Consider the following 23,082-nt stretch of genomic DNA (forward strand, 5'->3'; position numbering starts at 1 on the left):
TAACATAAGACGCAAGCTGGTTGCAGTTGCGTGAATATGGTGCGGTATTGACAGTTTGCTGTTAGATTCTTATAGTGGCAACTTGATATATCCGATTTGCCGCCGTTTTTATAGCGGCCTGTATATTGGTGAATTGCAGCGGTTGTAATCAATTCCGTTGCTAACAATTTTTTGATGAGGGAATAATAATGACCAAACAGCTGAAATTAAGTGCCTTGTTTGTTGCCTTGATTGCTTCTGGCACTGCATTGGCCGCCGAGCCGCATACCAAACACGGTTATACCGTTAGCAGCAAATCTCAAGAAGTCGTTCGTAACAGCTACGGCGAGTGCTGGAAAAACACTTACTTCGATAAAGCTTCTCAAGGCCGTATCGAGTGTGGCGACGCTGTTGCAGTACAAACTGCACCTGAATACGCTGACGAAACTGTAGCTTTGTCTGCTAAGACTCTGTTTGGTTTCGATAAAGACAATCTGCGTCCTGAAGCAACTCAAACTCTGAATGCTTTGGCTCAACGCTTGTCTGACGCTAATGTTCAAGCTGTACGCGTAGAAGGTCACACTGACTTTATGGGTTCAGAGCAATACAACCAAGCTTTGTCTGAGCGTCGTGCGCAAGTTGTTGCAGGCTACCTGGTTAACAACGGTGTTGCTGCCAACAAAATCAGCGCTGCCGGTTTGGGTGAGTCTCAAGCTCGCATGACTTCAGCTTGTGAAGCTGAAGTGGCTAACTTAGGTAAGAAAGTTTCTAAAGCTAAGAAACGTGAAGCTTTGATCGCTTGTATCGAACCTGATCGCCGCGTAGACGTTAAGATCCGCACCTTGGTAACCAAACAAGTATCTGCCGGTCACGTTGAAGGTGAGCGTCCTGCTGTAGATGCTGGTTGGCATCCGGCTCCTGCTTCTTCAATCCACGGTTATACTCGTAACTAATTATTTGAAGATTAGCAGTTGAAATACTAAAAGCCCTGTTTTATACAGGGCTTTTTTATTTTTGATACTATGTTAAGCGTGAAGATAAATAATGATGTATCCGTTTTCGGATAGTTTTTCCGGCTGGTGGCTGGTATAGCGTATTGGATAAGTTAAAGAGTATGGGTTGCGGAATATGCTGAATATATTTCAGGTTGAATAATATTTATTTTTGATTTCATGTTTGGGGCGGGTTTGATTACGGTATCGAGTATACGGGTATAATGGTCAGTTTGGTTAAGCATGGACAAGTTGGTATTTGAAATTTGTGAAATCGATAAAGCTTTCAATTAAGTCATTGTTTGATAATTAAGCTTGGTCGAATATGTGAAAAGGATGTGCCGGTCATACTATGAAAGAATTTGATTTTATCCGCCGCTATTTAAATACTTGCCAAGACAAAGATGTGATTTTGGGTATCGGCGACGATGCGGCTATTGTCCGTCCGCGTTCGGGCTATGATTTGTGTTTCAGCAGTGATATGTTGCTGGCCGGTCGACATTTTTTTCATGGTACGGATCCGGCTGATGTAGCTCATAAGGTTTTAGGCGTCAATATTTCGGACATGGCGGCGATGGGTGCGGTACCTCGTTGGATTTTGCTTAGCGTAGCATTGCCCGACTTGGATGAAGAGTGGATAGAGGCATTTACCAGTAGTTTGTTTGACGTTGCCGGGCAGCATGGTGTGACTTTAATCGGTGGCGATACAACCAAAGGTGATTGGGTTTTTAATGTTACGATAGTCGGAGAGGTGCCGACCGGCAAGGCATTACGCAGGGACGCTGCGGTAGTTGGAGATGATATTTGGATTTCCGGCAGAATAGGTTTGGCTGCGGCGGCATTACAGCATGAACTGGGCAATTTGATTTTGCCTGATTCTGTGGCGGTTGCATGTAGATCGGCTTTACTGCATCCTACGCCGCGTGTTGCGTTAGGGCTGGAGTTATTGCCGTTTGCCCATGCGGCGCAGGATATTTCAGACGGCCTTGCTCAGGATTTGGGACATATTCTTAAAGCTTCGGGTGTTGGTGCCGAATTATTTGTTGGGCAATTGCCGACTTTATCCGGGTTAAAAGAGAGCTTGCCGACATCTGCATTGCATCGTTGTTTGTTGGCCGGTGGTGATGATTATGAACTGGTGTTTACGGCGGCGGAACAAGATAGGGATAAAGTGTTGCGTGCTGCCGAATTAAGCAAAACGCCTGTTGCCAGAGTGGGTAAAGTTAACGATACAGGCCGTCTGAAAATTTTTAACGGGCAAGGTAAGGAGATTCAATTGGATTCATGGGGGTTTGATCATTTTGGCTGAGATAAAACCGAATTTTAAATGGCTGTTGGTTCGACCTGTCTGTATGCTTGGCTTCGGCTTCGGCAGCGGTTTGGCACCGAAAGCACCGGGTACTTTTGGTACATTGCCTGCGATTCCGATTGCTTTTTTGTTGGCTGTTGTCGGCGTTTCTGTGTGGATGTGGTTGGCGGTCTCACTGGTATTGTTTATCGGTGGAGTTTTTATTTGCAGTGAAACGGAAAGGCAGCTCGGTATTCAGGATTACGGCGGTATTGTTTGGGATGAAATTGCCGCTATGGTGTTGATTTTAGGGTTTGTGCCGTTTACGTGGGGCTGGTGGTTGGCAGCTTTTGCCGTGTTTCGTATTTTAGATGCGGTAAAGCCTTGGCCGATTAAATGGTTTGATGCCCGTATCCATGGTGGCTTGGGGATTATGCTGGATGATTTGATTGCGGCCTTGTTTTCTTTAGTTGTTTTACGCCTGTTGGCAATTTGGTTGTAAAGTCCGTGTTGATATTGATGGCAATAAAGAGGCGGATAATCGGCTCGATGAAGCCGTCTGAAAATTTCAGACGGCCTTCGTTTTTCTGCTTTTATAAAAGTAAATTTTCAATATGTTTCGATAAATCAAATATATAATTTTTTTCTATTTGGAAACGGAAGTAAACAGCTCAAGGTAAAAATGTTGCACAGAATCGTGATTTTTTAAATAAAGTTAACACCAACTTGTTTTTCTTAACGGTTTATGCTGAAATACATCACAATCAAAAGAAAACATGACTGTTTTGGAGAGAGGAATTATGGAAGAGACGCTAAAGAATTTATTTGATACCGTAGGCGGCTGGGTCTGGGGACCGGCAATGCTGATCTTGCTGGTCGGCACGGGCGTATTGCTGACCGTATTGCTGAAAGGCTTACAGTTCAGCATGTTGGGCTATGCTCTGAAACAGGCATTCAGACCGCACGGCAAAAAGACGGACGGTGGCGATCATGACGGCGATATTTCACATTTCGGCGCATTGATGACGGCACTTTCCGCGACCATCGGTACGGGTAATATTGCCGGTGTGGCGACTGCGGTGGTTGCAGGCGGCCCGGGTGCAGTGTTCTGGATGTGGGTAACTGCAATTTTCGGTATGGCGACCAAATACGGCGAAGGCGTGTTGGCGGTGAAGTACCGTACTGTAAACAAACGCGGCGAAATGTCCGGCGGCCCGATGTATTATATCGAGCGCGGTTTGGGCAGCAATTGGAAATGGATGGCTTATGCGTTTGCCTTGTTCGGTACGGTTGCTTCTTTCGGTATCGGCAGCTCCGTGCAGTCCAACTCCGTGGCGCAAGCCGTTCAGTCGAGCTTTAAAATCGACCCGATGTATACCGGTATTGTGTTGACCGTATTGACTGCGATTGTGGTTTTGGGCGGTATCCGCGGTATTGCAAAAGCGTCTTCCCTGATTGTGCCGTTGATGGCCGTATCCTATGTTTTGGGCGGTTTGGCCATTATTATTTATAACTGGGACCTGGTTGTTCCTGCTGTTCAGCTGATTTTCTCTGACGCGTTTACCGGCCAAGCTGCCGCAGGCGGAGCGTTGGGCAGCGTAATCCGTTACGGCGTGGCTCGTGGTGTATTCTCCAACGAAGCGGGTATGGGTTCTGCGCCGATTGCCGCTGCCGCTGCCAAAACCGACCATCCTGTGCGTCAGGCTTTGGTGTCTATGACCGGTACGTTTTTGGATACCATCATCGTATGTTCGATTACCGGTATCGTTTTGGTAATGGGCTTACTGGGTGCGGGCGGAGAGTTTGTCAAACCGGAATTGAGCGGCGCGGCGTTGACAACCGATACATTCAACCGCTTATTGCCGGGCCCGGGCGGCTGGGTAGTTACCATCGGCTTGATTTTCTTTGCGTACTCAACCATTTTAGGCTGGTGTTACTACGGCGAGAAATGTGCGGCTTATGTGTTTGGCGACGGTTTTGCCAATGTTTACCGCGTGATTTATGTGGGTACGGTAATGCTGGGTACGGTAGTCAGCTTGGATTTGGTTTGGTTGGCTGCGGATACTTTCAACGGTTTGATGGCGATTCCGAACTTGATTGCTTTGATCCTGCTTTCTAAAGTGATTGTGGGTGAAACTAAAGACTTTAAAGCAAAACGTCAAAGCGGCGAATTGCCATAACGCTTCATTTGATTTTATCTCGTTAATTTCAGACGGCCCGGATTATTCCGGGCTGTTTTGTTTGTGCGGTTCGGATTAAAAATGCGACAATCCGTTTTCCATAAACCAGTAACGTAAAACACAATATGCATCCAGCTTATTTCATTGCCGGTACGGATACCGGAATCGGCAAAACATTCTGCACCACAGCCTTATTGCACGCGGCAAAAAAAAGCGGTCTGCACAGTACCGGCTATAAGCCGGTGGCAACGGAAGCTGATGAAAACGGTTGGAATGAAGATGTTTCCGCCTTACGCGCTGCTTCATCGGAGGTTTATGCTTATCAGGATCATAACGGTTATACCTTTCGGGAAGCGACCGCGCCGCATTTGGCTGCCGTCGATGAAAACCGCCCGATAAATACCGCCTGTTTGAGCGAAGGTTTAGCAAAACTAAAACAGAAAAGTGGCTTGGTTTTGGTTGAAGGGGCCGGGGGGTGGTTAACGCCTTTAGATGACGAAACCGACTTTGCAGATTGGGTAGTGTCGCAGCAGCTGCCGGTTATTCTGGTGGTGGGGATGAAGTTGGGCTGCATCAATCATGCTTTGCTGACAGTGGAAGCAATACGCCATTCAGGGTTGGAGCTGGCAGGTTGGGTTGCCAACTGTATCACCGCACAGCCGCACCGTTTGGAAGACTATCTCGATACGTTGGTGAAACGTATTCCCGCACCGCTGCTGGGCTTAATGCCGTATATGCCCGGGGCAAGGGCAGAGACGGTTGCGGAATTTCTTGACATCGGTTTACTGGATTGATGTCGGTATTATGTATAGAAATAACCTGAAGGCCGTCTGAAAATTTCAGACGGCCTTTTGATATATAAACTTGTATCCGTTGAAACGCTTGCTTGTTTACCCGATAGCAAAACAGGTTGAAATGGCAGATTGGGGATTTTATCCGCAGCAGGGCTGAACCAATACCCACGGCGCAACCACCACCGCCCACATGGCCTGATTGTTGTCGAGAAAACGGCTCGCCTGATCTTCACTGACCAAGCCGAATTTTCCGGTTTCCATCAGCGGACGCAAAGCGGAGGCATTATCGGCGGCAACCATTTCGGCTACGTTGATCAAGTCCAGCTCCTCGGATACATAAACGGCTGCACCGCGGGCAAAATGGGTTTGCAGCTCGTCCCAATGGATTTTGGCGGTTTCCAGATTCAGTTTTTCGCCCACAGATACCGACTGCATACGTTTATCCTTTATTTTAAAAAGCATTATTGTACTGCGTTTTCAGCGCAAACCCTATTGCCGCTTTCATTTACAATCCCGGTTGTTATACAGTATCATCTGCGTTGGTTTATTTTCAGACGGCCTCACGGCTGTGCGCCCTATTTTATGAATACGATTTTACTGACCGGTTTGATACAGAGATTATTGATTGCCTTGTTGGCGCTCGCGTTTTTGTGGAGCGTTTACTTCTGGGCGGTCGGCGCATGAGTATCCGTACGCAAGATTTAACGGTCAGCTATAACCGTCATCCGGCTGTCCACCATTTTGATATCTGTTTTGATTCGGGCAGTATGTGGGCGGTGTTCGGGCCGAACGGTGCGGGAAAATCCACTTTTCTCAAGGCCGTGATGGGATTGCAGAAAATCGACACGGGCAAAGTCGAGTGGTGCGGCTGCGAGCGCAAAGACATTGCTTATCTGCCGCAACAGTCGGAAATAGACCGCAGCCAGCCGATGACGGTGTTTGAATTGGCGGCAATGGGGCTGTGGTATGAAATCGGGTTTTTTGGCAGGGTCGGCAAAGCCCAGCGCGCGCGCGTGACCCAAGCTTTGGAACGCGTGGAAATGGCGGATTTTGCCGACCGCCAGATAGGTCATCTGTCAAACGGTCAGTTTCAGCGCGTGTTATTTGCGCGGATGCTGGTACAGGATGCGAAATATTTGTTGTTGGACGAGCCGTTTAACGCGGTGGATGCCAAAACGACTTATGCTTTGTTGGAATTATTGAGGCAATGTAACAGCGAGGGCCGGACGGTGGTGGCGGTGTTGCACGATTATGAACAGGTGCGTGCTTATTTTCCCTATACCGTTTTGATTGCACGGGAAAAAATCGCTTCGGGTAAAACGGAAGACGTTTTGACCGAGCATTTTCTCAAACAAGCGGACGCGGCGGTGCAGAAGCATGATGCAGCCGATTGGTGCGAAGCGTAACGGCGGCAGCCTTCCCATTATTTTCAGACGGCCTCAAATACATGACAGATTTTTATACACTCATTATCGAACCTTTTGCCGAATTTGACTTTATGCGGTATGCGCTGGCTTCCATTGTCAGCTTGGCACTGAGTGCTGCGCCGGTTGGCGTGTTTTTGGTGATGCGCCGCATGAGCTTGGTGGGTGATGCATTAAGCCATGCCGTTTTGCCGGGTGCGGCGATCGGTTATATGTTTGCCGGTTTGAGTTTGCCTGCCATGAGTGCGGGCGGGTTTATTGCCGGCATGTTGATGGCATTGCTGGCCGGTTTGGTCAGCCGGTTGACCGGATTGAAAGAAGATGCCAATTTCGCCGCTTTTTATTTGAGCAGTTTGGCTATCGGCGTGGTGTTGGTCAGCACGGGCGGAAGCAGTGTTGATTTGCTGCATTTGCTGTTCGGTTCGGTGTTGGCGGTGGATTTACCGGCCTTACAGCTGATTGCTGCAGTTTCCAGCCTGACTTTGCTGGCCTTGGCAGTGATTTACCGACCGCTGGTGTTGGAGAGCATTGATCCGCTGTTTTTAAAAGCGGTAAAAGGCAAGGGCGGATTCTGGCATGTTCTGTTTTTGGTTTTGGTTGTCATGAACTTGGTGGCCGGTTTCCAAACGCTCGGTACGTTGATGTCGGTAGGTTTGATGATGCTTCCGGCCATTACCGCACGTTTGTGGACGCGCAGCATGGGTTCGCTGATTCTCACGGCTTTGCTGTTGGCTTTGGTTTGCGGAACAGGCGGACTGCTGTTTTCCTATCACATTGAAATTCCTTCCGGCCCGGCCATTATTCTTTGGTGCGGCACGGCTTATCTGATTTCGATATTTTTCGGCAAAGAGGGCGGCATTCTGCCCAAGTGGCTGAGAAGCAAAAAACATAAAACAGCTTAAAATTTCAGACGGCCTTTTTCGCCGTCTTCACCATTAAAAATTAAAACGGTAGCAATAAGGAGCGGAATTATGAAAAATTGGCAAGCGGTATTGATTGCGGCAGTCGTTCCGGTGGGGGCATATGCCGCGCCGATGCCTGTGGTAACGGGCTTCAGCATTTTAGGTGACATTACCAAACAAATTGGCGGTGAGCGCGTAGACGTTCAGAATTTGGTCGGTCACGACCAAGATTCGCATGTTTACCATATGACGGCAGGCGACGTGCGCAAAATCCGCAATGCAAAATTGGTTGTGTTAAACGGTTTGGGTTTAGAAGCTGCCGACATTCGGCGTGCCGCCAAACAAGGCAAAGCCGTGTATGCGGAAGCCGCCGCAGGCATTAAGGCTTTGGAAGCCGGCGAACATCACCACCACCATCATGATCACGGTCATGACCACGGCCATCATCACCATGATCATGGCGAATTCGATCCGCATGTATGGACGGATCCCGTGTTGATGAAAACTTATGCGGCCAATATCGCACAAGCTCTGATTAAAGCCGATCCCGAAGGCAAAGCCTATTACAGCAAACGCTTAACCGACTATCAGGTGCAACTGACCAAGCTGCACGAAGAAACCAAGAAAACCTTCGACAGCATTCCGGCGGAAAAACGCAAAGTGCTGACCGGTCATGACTCCTTTGCCTATATGGCCAAGCGTTACAATATCCAATTTACCGCCGCACAAGGTGTCAGCACGGCAGCAGAGCCTTCCGCCAAACAAATTGCGGCGATTATCCGTCAAATCAAACGCAGCGGTATCAAAGCCGTTTTTGCGGAAAACATTAAAGACACCCGCCAAATCGAGCGAATCGCCAAAGAAACCGGTGTGAAGCTCAACGGCAAGCTGTATTCCGATGCTTTGGGCAGCCGTCCCGAAGCGGATACCTATATTGAAATGTACCGCTACAATGTTAAAGCATTGGCAGATGCCATGAAGCAGTAAACGGTTTGGATAAGCTCAAAAGGCCGTCTGAAATTTTCAGACGGCCTTTGTTCATTGCAGACAAATGATAACCGGGGCTTATGCCGATAAAGCTTGCGTTTGGTGTTGCACCAGTTCGGCAATGCCTTTTTGTCCCAACGCAATCAAAACGGACAACTCTTCCAAGCTGAACGGCGCGCCTTCCGCCGTCCCTTGAATTTCGATTATTTTGCCAGATTCCGTCATCACCAGATTGATGTCGCTGTCGCAGCCGGAATCTTCAGGATAATCCAAATCCAGCAACGGCGTACCGCCGACTACGCCGACCGATACGGCGGCAACGGCTTCGCGAATCGGGTTTTCAGAAATCAAACCCTTAGCCAATAGCTTGTTTACCGCCATGGCAAGCGCGACAAATGCGCCGGTAATCGAAGCCGTGCGTGTGCCGCCGTCTGCCTGAATCACATCGCAGTCGATCAGAATCTGGCGTTCGCCCAGTTTTTCCATATCGACCACGGCACGTAGCGAACGGCCGATCAGGCGTTGGATTTCCTGAGTGCGTCCGCTTTGTTTGCCTGCCGAAGCTTCGCGGCGCATGCGTGAAGCGGTGGAAGCGGGCAGCATACCGTATTCGGCTGTGACCCAACCTTGGTTTTTGCCGCGCAGAAACGGCGGTACGCTTTCGTCAACCGAAGCGGTGCAGATGATTTTGGTATTGCCGCATTCAATTAAAACCGAACCGTCGGTATGCGGCAAAAAGCCGGGCGTTAGCTTAATGCTGCGCAGCGAATCGGCCGCGCGGCCTTCGCGTTGGTAAGAGCTTGTCATAATTTTTTCCTTTAATTGAATTGTTTGGCATTATAACACGGGCGTGTTGTGGTATATTGTTGCCCGAGAAACGATGTTTATTGATATTGGAGCGAGTTGTGACCATTTACAGTATGACCGGTTTTGCCAATGCGGCAGGCGAGTGCGGCGGCAAGCGCATTAATTTGGAAATCCGTGCGGTAAACCACCGCTATTTGGACGTGCAGTTCAGAATGCCCGATGATTTGCGTTATTTGGAAGGCTCGTTGCGCGAACAGATTGCCGGAAAAGCCGCGCGCGGCAAGCTGGAATGTCGGATTCAGATTCAAGACGTGGCCGAAAGCGGCCGCGGTTTGGAAGTGGACGGCGATTTGGTGGCGCAACTGGCCTCCTTAAATAAAAAATGGCGCAAAAAACATCAAGATTTGGGTAAGTTGCGTGTGGCCGATATTTTGCGTTTTCCGGGTGTGTTGGTCAGCCAGAACGCCGATGCCGAAGAGTTTGCCCAAGCAGTTAAAGATTTATTGGCGCAGGCTTTGGAGGATTTCACCGCCGCGCGCGAGCGCGAGGGCGAAAAATTGGGCTTGCACCTGTTGGAACGCTTGGACGGCATGGAGCAGATTGTCGGCGATTTGAACGGTAAATTCCCATCTTTGCTGGAAGCGCATTTGGAAAAAGTCCGTACCCGTTTGCGCGAAGCGGTGGAAATTGTCGATAACGACCGTTTGCAGCAGGAGTTTGCGCTGTTTATGCAGAAAGCTGATGTGGACGAAGAATTCAGCCGTCTGCGTACGCACATTGCCGAAGTGCGCCGTATTGTGAAACAGGCCAAAGGCGGCGTGGGCAAGCGTTTGGATTTTCTGATGCAGGAACTGAACCGCGAAGCGAATACGCTCGGCAGCAAGGCGATTGCGGCGGAATGTACGCAGGCTTCGGTTGAGTTGAAGGTGTTGATCGAGCAAATGCGCGAACAGGTTCAGAATATCGAATAATAAGTCATTCGTCATTGAACAGGCCGTCTGAAATTTTCAGACGGCCTGTTGGTTTAGTCTTTGCCCTGCCGGTTGTGGTGGGTGATGTCGAAGCCTTGGCGTTTGTAGGCGGAAAAACGCTTGCGGGCTTCGTCCAAATCTTCCAAGCCGGTGCCGACGATTTCCAGCACCCGTTCGGGCGGGGGAACGGCGTCGCACCAAAAATCGGGTGACAAGTTTAAAACTACCCGGCCCGGCTGAAGTGCAGGGAAAGTTTGACCGAAAGTAACCAATACCGGCGCGTCTTCGGGCTGCGGTTGGTTGGGATACCAGATTTCATGCGGCAGAAACGCGGTCGGTTCATAGCTCCATAAATCCAAGTTCAGCTTTTCGGCGGCTTCGCCGTCTTCCGTCCAAACCAATACCCGGCTGCCGCTTTGCACGGCGCGTGCAGTCAGGCGGCAGGCAAAAAGGTGGCAATCGCTGACGTGAGTGTAAAACGTGGCTTGAGGCATGGATTTTCCTAACAGGTTGGCAGGTGAAACCGATGACACCGTATGTTTGCGGCGGTGTGCCGCTGTGCGGTAAAAGCTTATCGGTTGTAAACGGTATTATTTTAGCGGAAACAGAGAGGCCGTCTGAAAATTATTGCGGTTTTCAGACGGCCTTGGATTTCAAATAAATGAAATTATGCGTTCAGATTACGCAGATAGTTGAGCAGCAGCGGAACGGGGCGGCCGCTTGCGCCTTTTTCTTTGCCCGATTTCCATGCCGTACCGGCGATATCCAAATGCGCCCAGTTGTAGTTTTCGGTGAAGTATGACAGGAACGTGGCAGCCGTGATGGTACCGGCAGCGCGTCCTCCGATATTTTGCAGGTCGGCGAAGTTGGATTTAAGCTGTTCTTTATAGTTGTCGAACAGCGGCAGCTGCCATGCTTTGTCGCCCGAATCTTCGGCGGCGGCCAGCAGTTGGTCGGCCAGTTCTTGATTGTTGGCCATCAGGCCGCTCACTTCGTGGCCGAGTGCAATAATGCAGGCTCCGGTCAGCGTGGCAACGTCGATAACGGCTTTCGGGTTGAACTGTTCGGCATAAGTCAGCGCGTCGCATAAAATCAGACGGCCTTCCGCATCGGTATTCAATACTTCGATGGTTAAGCCTTTCATGCTGGTTACGATGTCGCCCGGTTTGTTGGCACCGCCCGAAGGCATGTTTTCGCAAGTCGGTACGACGGCAATCAGGTTGATGGGCAGCTGCATTTTTACTGCTGCGCAGAATGTACCGATAACGGTTGCCGCGCCGCACATGTCGAATTTCATTTCGTCCATGTTTTCGCCCGGTTTCAGGGAAATGCCGCCGCTGTCGAAGGTAATGCCTTTGCCGACCAAAACAACGGGAGCGGCTTCTTTATCTTCTGCTCCGAAGTAGCTTAACTCCACCAGATAAGGCTTCTCTTTGCTGCCTTTGGCTACCGACCAAAACGAACCCATGTTTTCTTTGATGTAGTCTTTTTCCAGAATTTTGGCGGATGCGCCCAATTTTTTCGCTTCGGCTTTGGCGGTTTTGGCTAAGAATTTCGGTGTGCATTCGTTTGGCGCGGCATTGCCCAAATCGCGGCAGAGGCTCATGCCGTAAACCAGTGCTTCGGCAACGGTAACGGCCGCTTGTACGGCTTCGGCGTGTTGGCTGTGGTAGAACGCGGCGGCGGTGAGTTTGGCCGGAGAAGTTTCTTGTTTGTAGCGTTCGAAACGGTAAACGGCATTGCCCAATGTAGTGGCGAACACTTCTGCGACCAGCGGTGCGTCAACTGCGCAGAAAGGCTCGAGGCATACGTTTAACTGTTCTTGCTTTTGCGCCCATGCAGCCGCTTCTTTGGCTGCTTTTTCGACGGTAGCGCGTTGCGTGTCTTTCATGCGTACGACGCCGACGGATTTCAGACGGCCTGCTTCGATGATTTTGGTTTCGGCAAAAGCCTGTCCTTCTTCCAACGAGGCGCACAGCAGTGCGGCGGTTTCGTCATTGTTGTTTTCCGAACAGGGGCATGCGTCTGTGCAGACATAAAGCAAGGCACCTGCTTGGTTTGGCTGCAATTTTTCGGCTTTTATGCTAAATTCCATGTTTCTTCTCCGATACAACGGTTAAATAAATGTTTTCAGACGGCCTTTTCAAATAATACAGACTGAAACGGGTCGTTTGGATGAAAGCATTTGGATTGTACCCGAATTCAGGCCGTCTGAAATACTTGCCGCTTAGGCAGTTAGCGATTCTATGATTTACCAGCGTAATTTTATTAAAGAACTCTCTTTTACCGCAGTCGGCATTTTTGTCGTACTGCTGGCCGTGTTGGTGTCCACTCAGGCGATCAACCTGCTCGGCCGTGCGGCAGACGGCAGGGTGGCGATTGATGCGGTGGCGGCATTGGTCGGATTCTGGGTGGTAGGTATGACGCCGCTGCTGTTGGTGCTCACTGCCTATATCAGCATTTTGGCAGTGTTGACCCGCTATTGGCGCGACAGCGAAATGTCGGTGTGGCTTTCTTGCGGTTTGGCATTGAAACAGTGGCTGCGGCCGGTGATGCAGTTTACCGTGCCGTTTGCCGTATTGATCGCCGTCATGCAGCTTTGGGTAATGCCGTGGGCGGAATTGCGCAGCCGCGAGTATGCGGAAATTTTGAAGCAGAAGCAGGAGCTTTCTTTAATTGAGGCAGGCGAGTTCCGCGCTTTGGGCAAGAAAAACGGCAGGGTCTATTTTGTCGAACGGTTCGACACCGATTCGGGCGTGATGAAAAACCTGTTTCTGCGCGAGCAGGACGATAAAGGCAACGACAACGTAATTTTTGCCAAAGAAGGCACGTTTTCCCTGAAAGATAACAAACGTACATTGGAATTGAGCGGCGGTTACCGATACAGCGGCACTCCGGGCAGAGCGGATTACAATCAGGTTTCTTTCGAACGGCTGAGCCTGATTATCAGTACGACGCCGAAAATCATCGACCCGATTTCCCACCGGCGCACCATTCCGACCATGCAGCTTTTCGGAAGCAGCAATCCGCAATATCAGGCTGAATTAATGTGGCGTTTGTCGCTGCCGATCAGCGTGCTGCTGTTGGCGTTGGCTGCAGTGCCTTTGTCGTATTTCAATCCGAGAACGGGGCATACTTACAATATTTTGTTTGCCATCGGCCTGTATCTGATTTATCAAAACGGCTTGACCTTTCTGCGTAATGCGGTGGAAGACGGCAAGCTGAATTTCTGGCTCGGTATGCTGCCCATGCATATTTTGGTGGCGTTGGCTGCAATCGTTTTGCTGAGGGTACGCAGTATGCCGGCACAGCCTTTCCTTCAGGCTTTGGCCAACAGCATGAAAGGCGGTGGCAAATGAAATTGATCAACCGTTATCTGATTAGCAGATTGAGCGTGATGACGCTGTATGCTTTGGTGTCGCTGTTGGCGTTGTACAGTTTTTTCGACATTATCAGCGAAGTCGGCGATATCGGCGAGGGCAGCTACAACGGCTGGAAAGTGATGTTGTATGTGGCCATGCAGATGCCTTCGCGTGCGTATGAACTGATGCCTTTGGCCGTATTGATAGGCGGTTTGCTGGCTTTAAACCAGTTGGCGGCAGGCAGCGAAATCACCGTGATGAAAGCCAGCGGAATGAGCACCGGCAGGCTGATAGCCGTATTGTTGCAATTCGGTTTGATTTTTGCCGTTGCCACGGCGGTATTGGGCGAATGGCTGGCGCCGGGTTTGAGCAGGCAGGCGGAAAATATGAAGGCCACTGCAGTCAGCGGCAAAATCAGTACCGGCAAACAAGGCTTATGGTTTAAAGAAAACAATAATGTCATCAATGTGCGCGAAATGCTGCCCGACCATACGCTGACAGGCATTAAAGTATGGCGGCATAACGAGCAGTTCAGATTGGCCGAAGCTGTGGAAGCGGAATCGGCAGCTTTGTCGGATCAGGGTTATTGGCTCTTGAAAAACGTGCGCCGCAGCGTATTGCACGGCGATAAAGTGGAAACCGAAACTTTGGCGGAACAGCGTTGGTCGGTTAGTTTAAACAGCAATCTTCTTGATGTGTTGCTGATCAAGCCCGAGCAGATGTCGGTATCCGCCCTCACCACTTACATAGGCCATCTGAAAAACAACCGCCAGCAAACGGCAACTTATGAAATCGCTTGGTGGCGCAAGCTGATGTATCCCGTTGCCGCCATGATTATGGCACTGGTTGCTTTGGCATTTACCCCGCAATCCACGCGCCACGGCAATATGGGATTGAAACTGTTCGGCGGAATCTGCTTGGGCTTGGTTTTCCATTTTGCCGGACGCTTATTCGGTTTTACCAGCCAGCTGTACGGCGTGCCGCCTTTTGCCGCCGCCGTTTTTCCGACAGCCATTTTTGCATTGCTCGGCATTTATTTAATCCGCAAACAGGAAAAACGCTAAACCTTGAGGCCGTCTGAAATTTCAGACGGCCTTATTTCGACAAGGCATCAGGGAAACATATGGAACAGCTTGAATTTTTTGATATTCCAAGCCCGTGTATCGGCGTATGCCAAGTCAACAACAAAGGCTACTGCAAAGGCTGTTTGCGCAGCAGGGAAGAGCGGCTTTACTGGCAGCGCATGACCGATGTGCAAAAACGCCAAGTGATGCATATGCTGCAGCAGCGCCGCCAAAAAATCAAAAGGCGGGGCGATACTGCCGTTTTGGAAGAAAACGAAACCTTCGCCCATCAGGAGCGCCTTGATTTTTAACGGTGCAAAATGAAGAAACAAACCGCGTTTTATCCTGCAGGATAAGCCGGGCGTTCAGCCAAGATAACGCGAAATATGTTAAAATCGCCGGCTAAAATCGAATCTATGGAAATTTAGGAAATCACATGAGCTTAAAATGCGGCATCGTCGGCCTGCCCAACGTCGGCAAATCCACCTTGTTCAACGCCTTAACCCAATCCGGTATCGAAGCGGCCAACTACCCCTTCTGCACGATTGAACCCAACGTCGGCATCGTCGAAGTGCCCGATCCGCGCATGGCCGAGCTGGCTAAAATCGTTAACCCGCAAAAAATGCAACCCGCCATTGTCGAATTTGTCGACATCGCAGGCTTGGTAGCTGGCGCGAGCAAAGGCGAAGGCTTGGGCAACCAGTTCCTTGCCAACATCCGCGAAACCGATGCCATCGTGAACGTCGTGCGCTGCTTCGACGACGACAATATCGTGCATGTTTCCGGCAAAGTCGATCCGATTGCCGACATCGAAACCATCGGCACCGAGCTGGCATTGGCCGACCTTGCCAGCGTAGAAAAAGCCATCACCCGCGAAGGCAAGCGCGCCAAATCAGGCGATAAAGACGCACAAAAACTCGTTGCCCTGTGCGAAAAACTGCTGCCCCATCTCAACGAAGGCAAACCCGTTCGCTCATTCGGTCTCGATGCCGAAGAACTCGCCATGCTGCGCCCCCTGTTTTTACTCACTGCCAAACCCGCCATGTATGTGGGCAACGTAGCGGAAGACGGTTTTGAAAACAACCCGCACTTAGACCGCCTGAAAGAATTGGCCGCCAAAGAAAACGCACCCGTAGTCGCCGTGTGCGCCGCATTGGAAAGCGAAATTGCCGAACTCGAAGACGAAGAAAAAGCCGAATTCCTCGCCGAAATGGGCTTGGAAGAACCCGGCCTCAACCGCCTGATCCGCGCCGGCTACGACTTGCTCGGCCTGCAAACCTACTTCACCGCCGGCGTAAAAGAAGTCCGCGCTTGGACCATTCACAAAGGCGACACCGCCCCGCAAGCCGCCGGCGTGATCCACACCGATTTCGAACGCGGCTTCATCCGCGCCCAAGTGATTGCTTACGACGATTTTGTTACTTTAGGCGGAGAAGCCAAAGCCAAAGAAGCCGGCAAAATGCGTGCCGAAGGTAAGGAATATGTGGTGCAAGACGGAGATGTGATTCATTTCTTGTTTAATGTGTAAGCCATAGTTTTTCAGACGGCCTGTTTGTTTTAAGGTCGTCTGTTCGGCGTGTTGGAAGAGATTTTATGATGGATACAGACCGCATTTTTGAATATCATGATGTAGTACTAAATTATTGTTTTCGCTATCCATTTGTCTCGTTTTTCGAAGATGTGCCCGATAGCTTGCCGTTTTTGATTCAGCCTGTTTTGCCGACATTTAAGACAAAATTTACCGATGATTGTGTGGTGATGGATATCAGTGAGTTGGCGGAGTCGGTAACGCAATCCAGAAGTTTTCAAATTTTGACTTGCGAATGCGGTATGCCTGACGATGTTGGTATTATGGGTTGTATCAATGTTATCCATCAGGAAGAAAGTGTCATTTGGGAATTTGCCATAGATGATTACCGTACTTTGTTGTCCCAACCTTGGGAGGATATGCAAGATGGTCGGATTCGTCTGTATTTCGAACGGCAAAAATATCAAGATGCGGTTCGCAAGTTGATGGATGAGATAGAGCAGTTATTGAGTGTATCCGTCGCATTGGCCGATTTGATTCCAGAACAGTTTACCAGCAGTTATGGTTGGCGGGATACGTTGGCCGAAGTGCAAAAAAAATTTCCCGACTGCATATTGAATGTTGAACTGTGTTTTCCCTATTACCTAGATTCCGAAGATTTTTCCAAATTAAGCTTGGAATATTTATCGTAATAAGCTTAATTGTTGAAATAAATATGTTGAACAAAATAGAGTTTGAGCTATTTTAAAACTAGAGATGAAATACTGATGACCTCATTTATCCAAGACCTCCAATCCCGCGGCTTAATCGCGCAAACTACTGATGCCGAAGCCTTAGACGCTTTATTAAACGAACAAAAAATCGCTTTGTATTGCGGTTTCGACCCGACCGCCGACAGCCTGCATATCGGCCATTTGCTGCCGGTGCTGGCTTTGCGCCGTTTCCAATTGGCCGGGCATACGCCGGTGGCTTTGGTGGGCGGTGCAACGGGCATGATCGGCGATCCGAGCTTTAAGGCGGTTGAGCGCAGTTTGAATACGGCGGAAACCGTGGCGGGCTGGGTGGAGAAAATCCGCAACCAGCTCAAGCCTTTTTTGAGTTTTGAGGGCGACAATGCCGCGATTATGGCGAACAACTATGATTGGTTCGGCGGCATGAACTGCTTGGATTTCCTGCGCGACATCGGCAAGCATTTTTCTGTGAATGCGATGTTGAACAAAGAATCGGTGAAGCAGCGCATCGAGCGCGACGACGTGGGCATTTCGTTTACCGAATTTGCTTACGCGCTGCTGCAAGGTTATGACTTTGCCGAGTTGAACAAACGCCACGGCACGGTGTTGCAAATCGGCGGGTCCGACCAATGGGGTAACATCACCGGCGGTATCGACTTGTGCCGTCGTTTAAACAAAGCCACCGCTTACGGCCTGACTTTGCCGCTTGTAACGAAATCGGACGGCACGAAATTTGGCAAAACCGAAGGCGGCGCGGTATGGTTGGATGCGCAAAAAACTTCGCCCTACCAGTTTTACCAATTCTGGCTGAAAGTAGCCGATGCGGATGTGTATAAATTCCTGAAATACTTCACGTTCTTGTCGGTTGAAGAAATTGATGCCATCGAAGCAAAAGACAAAACTAGCGGCGTGAAGCCGGAAGCGCAGCGTATTCTGGCGGAAGAAATGACCCGCCTGATTCACGGCGAAGAGGCTTTGGAAGCGGCGCAACGCATTTCCGCCAGTCTGTTTTCCGGCGACGAAAGCAGCCTGACTGAAAGCGACTACGCGCAGCTTGCTCTAGACGGCTTGCCGGCGTTTGAGGTATCAGGCCGTCTGAATGTGGTGGAAGCCTTGATTACTGCGGGTTTGGCCAAGTCAAACAAAGAAGCGCGCGAGTTTGTGAAAAACAAAGCGGTTTTGCTCAACGGTGAAACAGCCGTGTTCAACAACCCCGAACATGCCGCCGAAAAGCCCGATGATGCCTACCTGATTACCGACGAGTACAAACGTTTCGGCAAATACACGATTATCCGCCGCGGCAAGCGCAATCATGCTTTGCTGGTGTGGAAATAATCGGCATAACACTGGCACAGGCCGTCTGAAAAAACATCTTGTAATCGAGCGGATTGCAGGGTGTTTTTTTACAGTCTGCCATTTGACAAAAGGTCGGGCGCAGGCATAAGATAAGCGCCATTCATCAAGAGTTGGGAAACCACGCCAACCTGCCTGCCGGTAAGGTGGTTTGCATAAGCAGATGCGGCCTTCGGGCAATGACAGGTATCCCGCAAATCAAGCGGGTTTTTTTGTGCGCGGCAGAAGTCTGAAATATTCAGACGGCCTAAGTTTATTACGGGTGATTTATCCCAATTGCAGCCCGAAATGTTTGCTAAAGAGGAAAGAAATGAAGTTGTATGCATATACCGTGCGCGTGCGCGCGTTGTCGGATTCGGAAGTGGCTTTGGTGTTGGAAAAAGCAAGCCGCTGTTATGATGTCGGGGTTTATTGCGCGGACGGTGGTTGGTTTTGTCCGTCTGCTTTCCCGCAAGAAACCGCGTTTGCCGATGTTGTATTGATGCAGGATAACGACGGAAGCATGCTGAACTCGATTTTATCGGTTTTAGGCTTTGCTGACAGTGTTAAAATGGCACGGCAGCTGACGGAATTTGCAGAAGTGCTGCTGGACGGACAAAACAGAAAAACGGCCTGAACTATGCTGAAATTTTCAGACGGCCTGAACAATTAGGAGACACACACTATGTCAAATTGGGACGAGCGTTATTTGACGGACGATTATGTGTTCGGCACCGAGCCGAACGAATTTATTGCGCGTATGCGCCACCATTTTCCGGACAGCGGCAAAGCACTGGATTTGGCGACGGGAGAAGGGCGTAACGGCATTTTTCTGGCGCAGCTCGGATTGGAGACCGAAGGCGTGGATATGTCTGCCGTCGGCTTGGAAAAAGCGCAGAAATTGGCGGAAGAAAAAGGCGTACCGTTTACAACGCGTATCGAAAACATTGCCGAGATGGAGATGCCGTCTGAATTTTATGACGTGATTACTTCGGTATTCTGCCACTTTGCCGAGCCGGAGCGCACGAAAGTGTTTCAACGCGTTATCGGCGCGTTGAAGCCCGGCGGTCTTTTTGCTGGCGTGTTTTACCATCCGGAGCAGATTGCCTACGGCACCGGCGGGCCCGGTGACCCCGATATGATGGGGACGCTGGAAGAAATGCAGCAGGCTTTGGAAGGTTTGGAATGGCTGGTTGCCGAATATGAAATCAAAGATTTGGCCGAAGGCTGCCGCCATGTCGGCACCAGTTCGGTAGTCTGTCTGTTGGGACGCAAGCCCGACACCGCCGAACCGGCCTGATAAATAACGAAACAGCATTAAACCAATAAGAACAAAGGCCGTCTGAAATTTCAGACGGCCTCAGAGAAAACATGAAGGAAAAAGCATGGCAAAAGAACAATTAAATCCCTTAGTACAGCCCGATACCGAAGGTTTCTTCGGCAAACACGGCGGCAAAATCGATCATCCCGATCTGGTTGCCGCATTGGCAGAAATTGAAGCCGGCTTCCGTAGTATTGTCGGCGACAGCGAATTTATCGCAGAAATGAAACGCCTGCAGGCAACCTATGTCGGCCGTCCGAGCCCGATTTACCATGCGCGCACCTTGTCGAAAAGAGGCGCGCAAATTTATTTGAAACGCGAAGACTTAAACCACACCGGCGCACACAAAATCAACCACTGCTTGGGCGAAGTGCTGTTGGCGAAAAAACTGGGCAAGAAAAAAGTGGTGGCCGAAACCGGTGCAGGACAACACGGCGTAGCCTTGGCCACTGCCGCCGCTTTGCTCGGTTTGGAGTGCGAAATCCATATGGGCGTGGTCGATATTGCCAAAGAACATCCGAATGTTTCCCGCATGAAGATTCTGGGCGCGAAAATCGTGCCGGTTTCCGAAGGGGCGGGAACATTGAAAGAAGCGGTAGACAGCGCCTTCCGCGCCTATATCGGCAATTGGGAACAATCCATGTTTGCCATCGGCTCCGTAGTCGGCCCCGCACCTTATCCTGAAATGGTGTCGTATTTCCAAAGCATTATCGGCAGCGAAGCCAAAGAGCAATTCCAACAGCAATACGGCTGCCTGCCTGATGAAGTCGTGGCCTGTGTCGGCGGCGGTTCCAATGCTTTGGGTCTGTTTAACGCCTTTTTAGATGACGACGGCGTGCGCAAAGTCGGCGTTGAACCTGCCGGTGAAGGCTTGGACAAACCCGGCCGTCATGCCGCCACCATGACTTTAGGAAAGTTCGGTAAAATTCAAGGTTTTAACTGCTATTACCTGCAGGAAGAAGACGGCACGCCCGCCGCCGTACATTCTATTGCCTCCGGTTTGGATTACCCCGGCGTCGGTCCGCAGCATTGCCATTTGAAAGACTTGCAGAAAGTCGATTACGAAACCGCTACCGACGAAGAATGCTTGGCCGCATTCCTGACCTTATCGCGCGAAGAAGGCATTATCCCGGCTTTGGAATCCTCACATGCCGTGGCCTACGCTTTGCGCCGTGCGGCGGAGTTGCCTGCGGACAAGCATATTCTGGTGAACCTGTCCGGACGCGGCGATAAAGATGTAGATTATGTTTTAAGCAAAATCGAGTTATAGTTTGGTGAATATAAAAGGCCGTCTGAATTTCAGACGGCCTTTCTGCTTTTACGGCCTGTTTATTTCAATACGGCGGCAAATGCTTCGGCAACGTAGTCGATGTTGCGGCTGTTGAGACCGGCAACGCACATGCGGCCGGAGCCGACCAAGTAGACGGCGAATTCGTCTTGCAGGCGTTGCACTTGTTCGGGCGACAGGCCGGTGTAGCTGAACATGCCGCGCTGTTTGATGAAGTAGCTGAAGTCTTTGCCGGGCAGTTTGGCGGTGAGTGCGTCGTAGAGTTTGCGGCGCATTTGACGGATTCGGTCGCGCATTTCGTTGACTTCTTGCTGCCAAACGGCAAACAGTTCTTCGGAGTCCATAACGGCGGCGGTGATGAATGCGCCGTGTGCGGGCGGGCTGGAATAGATGCGGCGGACGGTGAATTTGAGTTGGCCGAATACCAATGCGGCTTCTTCTTTGTTGGGGCAGACAATGCTCAAGCCGCCGACGCGTTCGCCGTAGAAGGAAAGGTTTTTGGAGAAGGAGTTGCTGACAAACAGGGGGAGGTTCATGGAAACGGCTTTGCGGATGGCATAGGCGTCATTGTCCAAGTCTTCGCCGAAGCCTTGATAGGCGATATCCATAAACGGTATGAGTTTGTTGTTTTTAACGGTTTCGAGCAGTTCGTCCCATTGGTTTTCGCTTAAATCAACGCCGGTCGGGTTGTGGCAGCAGGGGTGCAGCAGCAGAATGCTGTTTTCGGGCAGTTGTTTGAAGAAGGCGAGCATTTCGTCGTATTTGACGCCGATGGTTTCGGGGTTGTAGTAGGGGTAGGTGCCGACTTCGAAGCCTGCGCCTTCGAAAATGCTTTTGTGGTTATCCCATGTCGGGTCGCTGACGTAGACTTTGGCTTGGGGAAACCAGCGGTGCAGGAAATCGGCGCCGACTTTGAGTGCGCCGGAGCCGCCGAGGGTTTGGATGGTGGCGATGCGTTCTTGCTGCAAGGCGGGGTTGTCTGCGCCGAACAGTAGTTTTTGTACGGCGGTGCGGTAGGCGACCAATCCTTCCATCGGAAGGTAGCTGCGCGGTTGGGCGGTTTCTGCCCGTTGGATTTCTGCGGTGCGTACGCATTTTAAAACGGGCAGTTTGCCGTCTTCGTCAAAATAGATGCCGATGCCTAAGTTGACTTTTTCGGGGCGGGAATCTTGGTTGAAGGTTTCGACCAGCCCGAGAATGGGGTCGCCGGGATAGTGTTCGATGTGTTTGAACATGGTTTTTCCTTTGTATGGTGTCAAGACGCGGCTTGGCGGACGGACGTCGGGCAAACCGGTTTGCTTCGTTGGTAATGGGAAAATAATAATGGATTTTCGGGTGTTTATGGAAGAGAGGGGGGGAGGCCGTCTGAAAATGAATTTGCCGGTGAGGTTAAAGGCGGTTTAACCTGTTTTTAAAGGACTGTTGCGGTTCTTGCGGGGAAATGGGTATATGATAGCGGTGATAATGATTTTAAATTAAGAAGAGTAATATGTATCAAGGCGAGCGGTTTAACGCTTACAGTCATTTGGCAGGGGCGGTATTGGCAGCGGCGGGAACGGTGTTTCTGTTGTTGAAAGCGGTGGGAACCGATAATGCGTATAAGGTGGTCAGTGCGGCGGCATACGGTGCTTGTTTGATTGTGCTGTATGTGGGTTCGACGGTGTATCACAGCGTGCGCCATACTCAGGCCAAAGGTGTTTTGCAGAAATTCGACCATTGTGCGATTTATCTTTTGATTGCGGGCAGCTATACGCCGTTTACGTTGGTTACTTTAAACGGGGCTTGGGGTTGGTCGCTGTTTGGGGTGTCGTGGGGTTTGGCTGTGTTCGGTATTGTGCAGGAGCTGACCATCGGGCGTAAGAGCGAGCGGCGTTTGTTGTCGATGATTCTGTATGTGGTCATGGGCTGGCTGGTGTTGGTGGCGGTGTATCCGTTAGTAAAAATGCTGCCGGCTTGGGGTTTGTTTTGGCTGGTGTGCGGCGGTTTGCTGTATAGCGCCGGAATTTATTGGTTTGTGAATGATGCGAAGATTAAGCACGGGCACGGTATCTGGCATATTTTTGTTTTGCTCGGCAGTGCGGCACAATTTGTGAGCGTGTATGGTTATGTGATTTAGTCGGATAACCGAATGG

The 23,082-nt window shown here is 50.4% G+C and carries 25 protein-coding genes and 1 riboswitch; of the genes, 20 read left to right on the forward strand and 5 right to left on the reverse strand.

What is annotated here, in order from left to right; all coding sequences use genetic code 11:
• Positions 1-188 precede the first annotated feature (188 nt).
• From EL309_RS07875 to bioD, 5 genes are all read left to right on the forward strand, one after another.
• Positions 189-932, forward strand: a complete 744-nt coding sequence (locus EL309_RS07875; protein WP_004283446.1) for a DUF561 domain-containing protein — start codon at positions 189-191, stop codon at positions 930-932.
• Positions 933-1,323: 391 nt separating this feature from the next.
• The gene (gene thiL, locus EL309_RS07880) at positions 1,324-2,280 is read left to right on the forward strand and encodes a thiamine-phosphate kinase (RefSeq protein WP_004283447.1); all 957 of its coding nucleotides are present in this window, start codon (positions 1,324-1,326) and stop codon (positions 2,278-2,280) included.
• Between the two features lie 43 nt (positions 2,281-2,323).
• A complete protein-coding gene (locus EL309_RS07885; protein ID WP_004283448.1) occupies positions 2,324-2,761 on the forward strand; it encodes a phosphatidylglycerophosphatase A family protein in 438 nt (145 codons plus the stop codon).
• 298 nt (positions 2,762-3,059) lie between these two features.
• Entirely contained in the window at positions 3,060-4,439 is a 1,380-nt protein-coding gene (locus tag EL309_RS07890; protein WP_004283449.1) for an alanine/glycine:cation symporter family protein, read from the forward strand.
• A gap of 125 nt (positions 4,440-4,564) precedes the next feature.
• Positions 4,565-5,233 (forward strand): dethiobiotin synthase, encoded by a 669-nt coding sequence (gene bioD / locus EL309_RS07895; RefSeq protein WP_004283451.1) that lies wholly within the window; start codon positions 4,565-4,567, stop codon positions 5,231-5,233.
• Positions 5,234-5,371: 138 nt separating this feature from the next.
• Here the strand turns inward: bioD and EL309_RS07900 are convergent, their stop codons facing one another.
• The gene (locus EL309_RS07900; RefSeq protein ID WP_004283452.1) at positions 5,372-5,695 is read right to left on the reverse strand and encodes a DUF2288 domain-containing protein; all 324 of its coding nucleotides are present in this window, start codon (positions 5,693-5,695) and stop codon (positions 5,372-5,374) included.
• Between the two features lie 218 nt (positions 5,696-5,913).
• Here EL309_RS07900 and EL309_RS07910 point away from each other — a divergent pair, with 218 nt between their 5' ends.
• The 3 genes from EL309_RS07910 to EL309_RS07920 all read left to right on the forward strand — a co-directional run bounded on the left by EL309_RS07910 (position 5,914) and on the right by EL309_RS07920 (position 8,546).
• The gene (locus EL309_RS07910) at positions 5,914-6,639 is read left to right on the forward strand and encodes a metal ABC transporter ATP-binding protein (protein ID WP_004283454.1); all 726 of its coding nucleotides are present in this window, start codon (positions 5,914-5,916) and stop codon (positions 6,637-6,639) included.
• A gap of 41 nt (positions 6,640-6,680) precedes the next feature.
• Complete coding sequence (locus tag EL309_RS07915) at positions 6,681-7,559, forward strand: metal ABC transporter permease (RefSeq protein ID WP_004283455.1); 879 nt, start codon at positions 6,681-6,683, stop codon at positions 7,557-7,559.
• A 69-nt stretch (positions 7,560-7,628) separates the two neighbouring features.
• Positions 7,629-8,546, forward strand: a complete 918-nt coding sequence (locus EL309_RS07920) for a metal ABC transporter solute-binding protein, Zn/Mn family (protein WP_004283456.1) — start codon at positions 7,629-7,631, stop codon at positions 8,544-8,546.
• Between the two features lie 78 nt (positions 8,547-8,624).
• Here EL309_RS07920 and rph read toward each other — a convergent pair whose 3' ends face one another.
• Positions 8,625-9,353, reverse strand: a complete 729-nt coding sequence (rph, locus tag EL309_RS07925) for a ribonuclease PH (protein ID WP_004283457.1) — start codon at positions 9,351-9,353, stop codon at positions 8,625-8,627.
• Positions 9,354-9,466: 113 nt separating this feature from the next.
• On the opposite strand from rph, the gene EL309_RS07930 reads away from it, so the two are divergent.
• Positions 9,467-10,324, forward strand: coding sequence for a YicC/YloC family endoribonuclease (locus EL309_RS07930; RefSeq protein WP_004285664.1), 858 nt, complete (start codon positions 9,467-9,469; stop codon positions 10,322-10,324).
• A 53-nt stretch (positions 10,325-10,377) separates the two neighbouring features.
• Here EL309_RS07930 and EL309_RS07935 read toward each other — a convergent pair whose 3' ends face one another.
• The gene (locus tag EL309_RS07935) at positions 10,378-10,818 is read right to left on the reverse strand and encodes a DNA polymerase III subunit chi (protein ID WP_004285665.1); all 441 of its coding nucleotides are present in this window, start codon (positions 10,816-10,818) and stop codon (positions 10,378-10,380) included.
• Positions 10,819-10,850: 32 nt separating this feature from the next.
• On the opposite strand from EL309_RS07935, the gene EL309_RS10815 reads away from it, so the two are divergent.
• Positions 10,851-10,985 (forward strand): hypothetical protein, encoded by a 135-nt coding sequence (locus EL309_RS10815; protein ID WP_267894467.1) that lies wholly within the window; start codon positions 10,851-10,853, stop codon positions 10,983-10,985.
• A gap of 6 nt (positions 10,986-10,991) precedes the next feature.
• On the opposite strand, the gene EL309_RS07940 is transcribed toward EL309_RS10815, so the two are convergent.
• A complete protein-coding gene (locus EL309_RS07940; protein ID WP_004283461.1) occupies positions 10,992-12,419 on the reverse strand; it encodes a leucyl aminopeptidase in 1,428 nt (475 codons plus the stop codon).
• A 151-nt stretch (positions 12,420-12,570) separates the two neighbouring features.
• Between EL309_RS07940 and lptF the strand changes: the two genes are divergently transcribed.
• The 9 genes from lptF (at position 12,571) to trpB (ending at position 20,932) form a co-directional block, all read left to right on the forward strand.
• Positions 12,571-13,683, forward strand: coding sequence for an LPS export ABC transporter permease LptF (gene lptF / locus EL309_RS07945; protein ID WP_036494492.1), 1,113 nt, complete (start codon positions 12,571-12,573; stop codon positions 13,681-13,683).
• Positions 13,680-14,750, forward strand: a complete 1,071-nt coding sequence (gene lptG / locus EL309_RS07950) for an LPS export ABC transporter permease LptG (RefSeq protein WP_036494494.1) — start codon at positions 13,680-13,682, stop codon at positions 14,748-14,750. Before lptF ends, lptG begins: the two co-directional genes overlap by 4 nt.
• A gap of 59 nt (positions 14,751-14,809) precedes the next feature.
• On the forward strand, positions 14,810-15,061 hold the full coding sequence (locus tag EL309_RS07955; protein ID WP_004285667.1) for a DUF1289 domain-containing protein: 252 nt from the start codon (positions 14,810-14,812) through the stop codon (positions 15,059-15,061).
• 125 nt (positions 15,062-15,186) lie between these two features.
• Complete coding sequence (ychF, locus tag EL309_RS07960) at positions 15,187-16,278, forward strand: redox-regulated ATPase YchF (protein WP_004283463.1); 1,092 nt, start codon at positions 15,187-15,189, stop codon at positions 16,276-16,278.
• Positions 16,279-16,343: 65 nt separating this feature from the next.
• Positions 16,344-16,970 carry a hypothetical protein gene (locus tag EL309_RS07965; RefSeq protein ID WP_004283464.1) on the forward strand — a complete coding sequence of 209 codons (627 nt, stop codon included), beginning with the start codon at positions 16,344-16,346 and terminating at the stop codon, positions 16,968-16,970.
• A 75-nt stretch (positions 16,971-17,045) separates the two neighbouring features.
• On the forward strand, positions 17,046-18,344 hold the full coding sequence (tyrS, locus tag EL309_RS07970; protein ID WP_004283465.1) for a tyrosine--tRNA ligase: 1,299 nt from the start codon (positions 17,046-17,048) through the stop codon (positions 18,342-18,344).
• Positions 18,345-18,460: 116 nt separating this feature from the next.
• Positions 18,461-18,556, forward strand: a riboswitch (SAM-I-IV-variant riboswitch).
• 116 nt (positions 18,557-18,672) lie between these two features.
• Positions 18,673-18,978 carry a hypothetical protein gene (locus EL309_RS07975; protein WP_004283466.1) on the forward strand — a complete coding sequence of 102 codons (306 nt, stop codon included), beginning with the start codon at positions 18,673-18,675 and terminating at the stop codon, positions 18,976-18,978.
• A gap of 48 nt (positions 18,979-19,026) precedes the next feature.
• Positions 19,027-19,641 carry a class I SAM-dependent methyltransferase gene (locus tag EL309_RS07980; protein WP_004283468.1) on the forward strand — a complete coding sequence of 205 codons (615 nt, stop codon included), beginning with the start codon at positions 19,027-19,029 and terminating at the stop codon, positions 19,639-19,641.
• An 85-nt stretch (positions 19,642-19,726) separates the two neighbouring features.
• Complete coding sequence (gene trpB, locus EL309_RS07985; RefSeq protein ID WP_004283469.1) at positions 19,727-20,932, forward strand: tryptophan synthase subunit beta; 1,206 nt, start codon at positions 19,727-19,729, stop codon at positions 20,930-20,932.
• A 59-nt stretch (positions 20,933-20,991) separates the two neighbouring features.
• Here the strand turns inward: trpB and EL309_RS07990 are convergent, their stop codons facing one another.
• Positions 20,992-22,185: an amino acid aminotransferase gene (locus tag EL309_RS07990; RefSeq protein WP_004283470.1), complete on the reverse strand. Its 1,194-nt coding sequence runs from the start codon at positions 22,183-22,185 to the stop codon at positions 20,992-20,994.
• 254 nt (positions 22,186-22,439) lie between these two features.
• On the opposite strand from EL309_RS07990, the gene trhA reads away from it, so the two are divergent.
• A complete protein-coding gene (gene trhA / locus EL309_RS07995) occupies positions 22,440-23,066 on the forward strand; it encodes a PAQR family membrane homeostasis protein TrhA (protein ID WP_004283471.1) in 627 nt (208 codons plus the stop codon).
• Positions 23,067-23,082 lie beyond the last annotated feature (16 nt).

The sequence above is a fragment of the Neisseria weaveri genome, from assembly GCF_900638685.1.
GTDB lineage: Bacteria > Pseudomonadota > Gammaproteobacteria > Burkholderiales > Neisseriaceae > Neisseria > Neisseria weaveri.

Coding starts and splice junctions, on each gene's coding strand:
- EL309_RS07975 (WP_004283466.1), top strand. CDS start 18,673: ATGAAGTTGTATGCATATACCGTGCGCGTGCGCGCGTTGTCGGATTCG.
- EL309_RS07930 (WP_004285664.1), top strand. CDS start 9,467: ATGACCGGTTTTGCCAATGCGGCAGGCGAGTGCGGCGGCAAGCGCATT.
- EL309_RS07885 (WP_004283448.1), top strand. CDS start 2,324: ATGCTTGGCTTCGGCTTCGGCAGCGGTTTGGCACCGAAAGCACCGGGT.
- EL309_RS07935 (WP_004285665.1), bottom strand. CDS start 10,818: ATGCCTCAAGCCACGTTTTACACTCACGTCAGCGATTGCCACCTTTTT.
- EL309_RS07910 (WP_004283454.1), top strand. CDS start 5,914: ATGAGTATCCGTACGCAAGATTTAACGGTCAGCTATAACCGTCATCCG.
- EL309_RS07990 (WP_004283470.1), bottom strand. CDS start 22,185: ATGTTCAAACACATCGAACACTATCCCGGCGACCCCATTCTCGGGCTG.
- trpB (WP_004283469.1), top strand. CDS start 19,727: ATGGCAAAAGAACAATTAAATCCCTTAGTACAGCCCGATACCGAAGGT.
- EL309_RS07890 (WP_004283449.1), top strand. CDS start 3,060: ATGGAAGAGACGCTAAAGAATTTATTTGATACCGTAGGCGGCTGGGTC.
- EL309_RS07955 (WP_004285667.1), top strand. CDS start 14,810: ATGGAACAGCTTGAATTTTTTGATATTCCAAGCCCGTGTATCGGCGTA.
- trhA (WP_004283471.1), top strand. CDS start 22,440: ATGTATCAAGGCGAGCGGTTTAACGCTTACAGTCATTTGGCAGGGGCG.
- lptF (WP_036494492.1), top strand. CDS start 12,571: ATGATTTACCAGCGTAATTTTATTAAAGAACTCTCTTTTACCGCAGTC.
- EL309_RS07940 (WP_004283461.1), bottom strand. CDS start 12,419: ATGGAATTTAGCATAAAAGCCGAAAAATTGCAGCCAAACCAAGCAGGT.
- lptG (WP_036494494.1), top strand. CDS start 13,680: ATGAAATTGATCAACCGTTATCTGATTAGCAGATTGAGCGTGATGACG.
- EL309_RS07915 (WP_004283455.1), top strand. CDS start 6,681: ATGACAGATTTTTATACACTCATTATCGAACCTTTTGCCGAATTTGAC.
- EL309_RS07900 (WP_004283452.1), bottom strand. CDS start 5,695: ATGCTTTTTAAAATAAAGGATAAACGTATGCAGTCGGTATCTGTGGGC.
- bioD (WP_004283451.1), top strand. CDS start 4,565: ATGCATCCAGCTTATTTCATTGCCGGTACGGATACCGGAATCGGCAAA.
- EL309_RS07965 (WP_004283464.1), top strand. CDS start 16,344: ATGATGGATACAGACCGCATTTTTGAATATCATGATGTAGTACTAAAT.
- EL309_RS07920 (WP_004283456.1), top strand. CDS start 7,629: ATGAAAAATTGGCAAGCGGTATTGATTGCGGCAGTCGTTCCGGTGGGG.
- tyrS (WP_004283465.1), top strand. CDS start 17,046: ATGACCTCATTTATCCAAGACCTCCAATCCCGCGGCTTAATCGCGCAA.
- EL309_RS07875 (WP_004283446.1), top strand. CDS start 189: ATGACCAAACAGCTGAAATTAAGTGCCTTGTTTGTTGCCTTGATTGCT.
- rph (WP_004283457.1), bottom strand. CDS start 9,353: ATGACAAGCTCTTACCAACGCGAAGGCCGCGCGGCCGATTCGCTGCGC.
- thiL (WP_004283447.1), top strand. CDS start 1,324: ATGAAAGAATTTGATTTTATCCGCCGCTATTTAAATACTTGCCAAGAC.
- EL309_RS07980 (WP_004283468.1), top strand. CDS start 19,027: ATGTCAAATTGGGACGAGCGTTATTTGACGGACGATTATGTGTTCGGC.
- EL309_RS10815 (WP_267894467.1), top strand. CDS start 10,851: ATGACACCGTATGTTTGCGGCGGTGTGCCGCTGTGCGGTAAAAGCTTA.
- ychF (WP_004283463.1), top strand. CDS start 15,187: ATGAGCTTAAAATGCGGCATCGTCGGCCTGCCCAACGTCGGCAAATCC.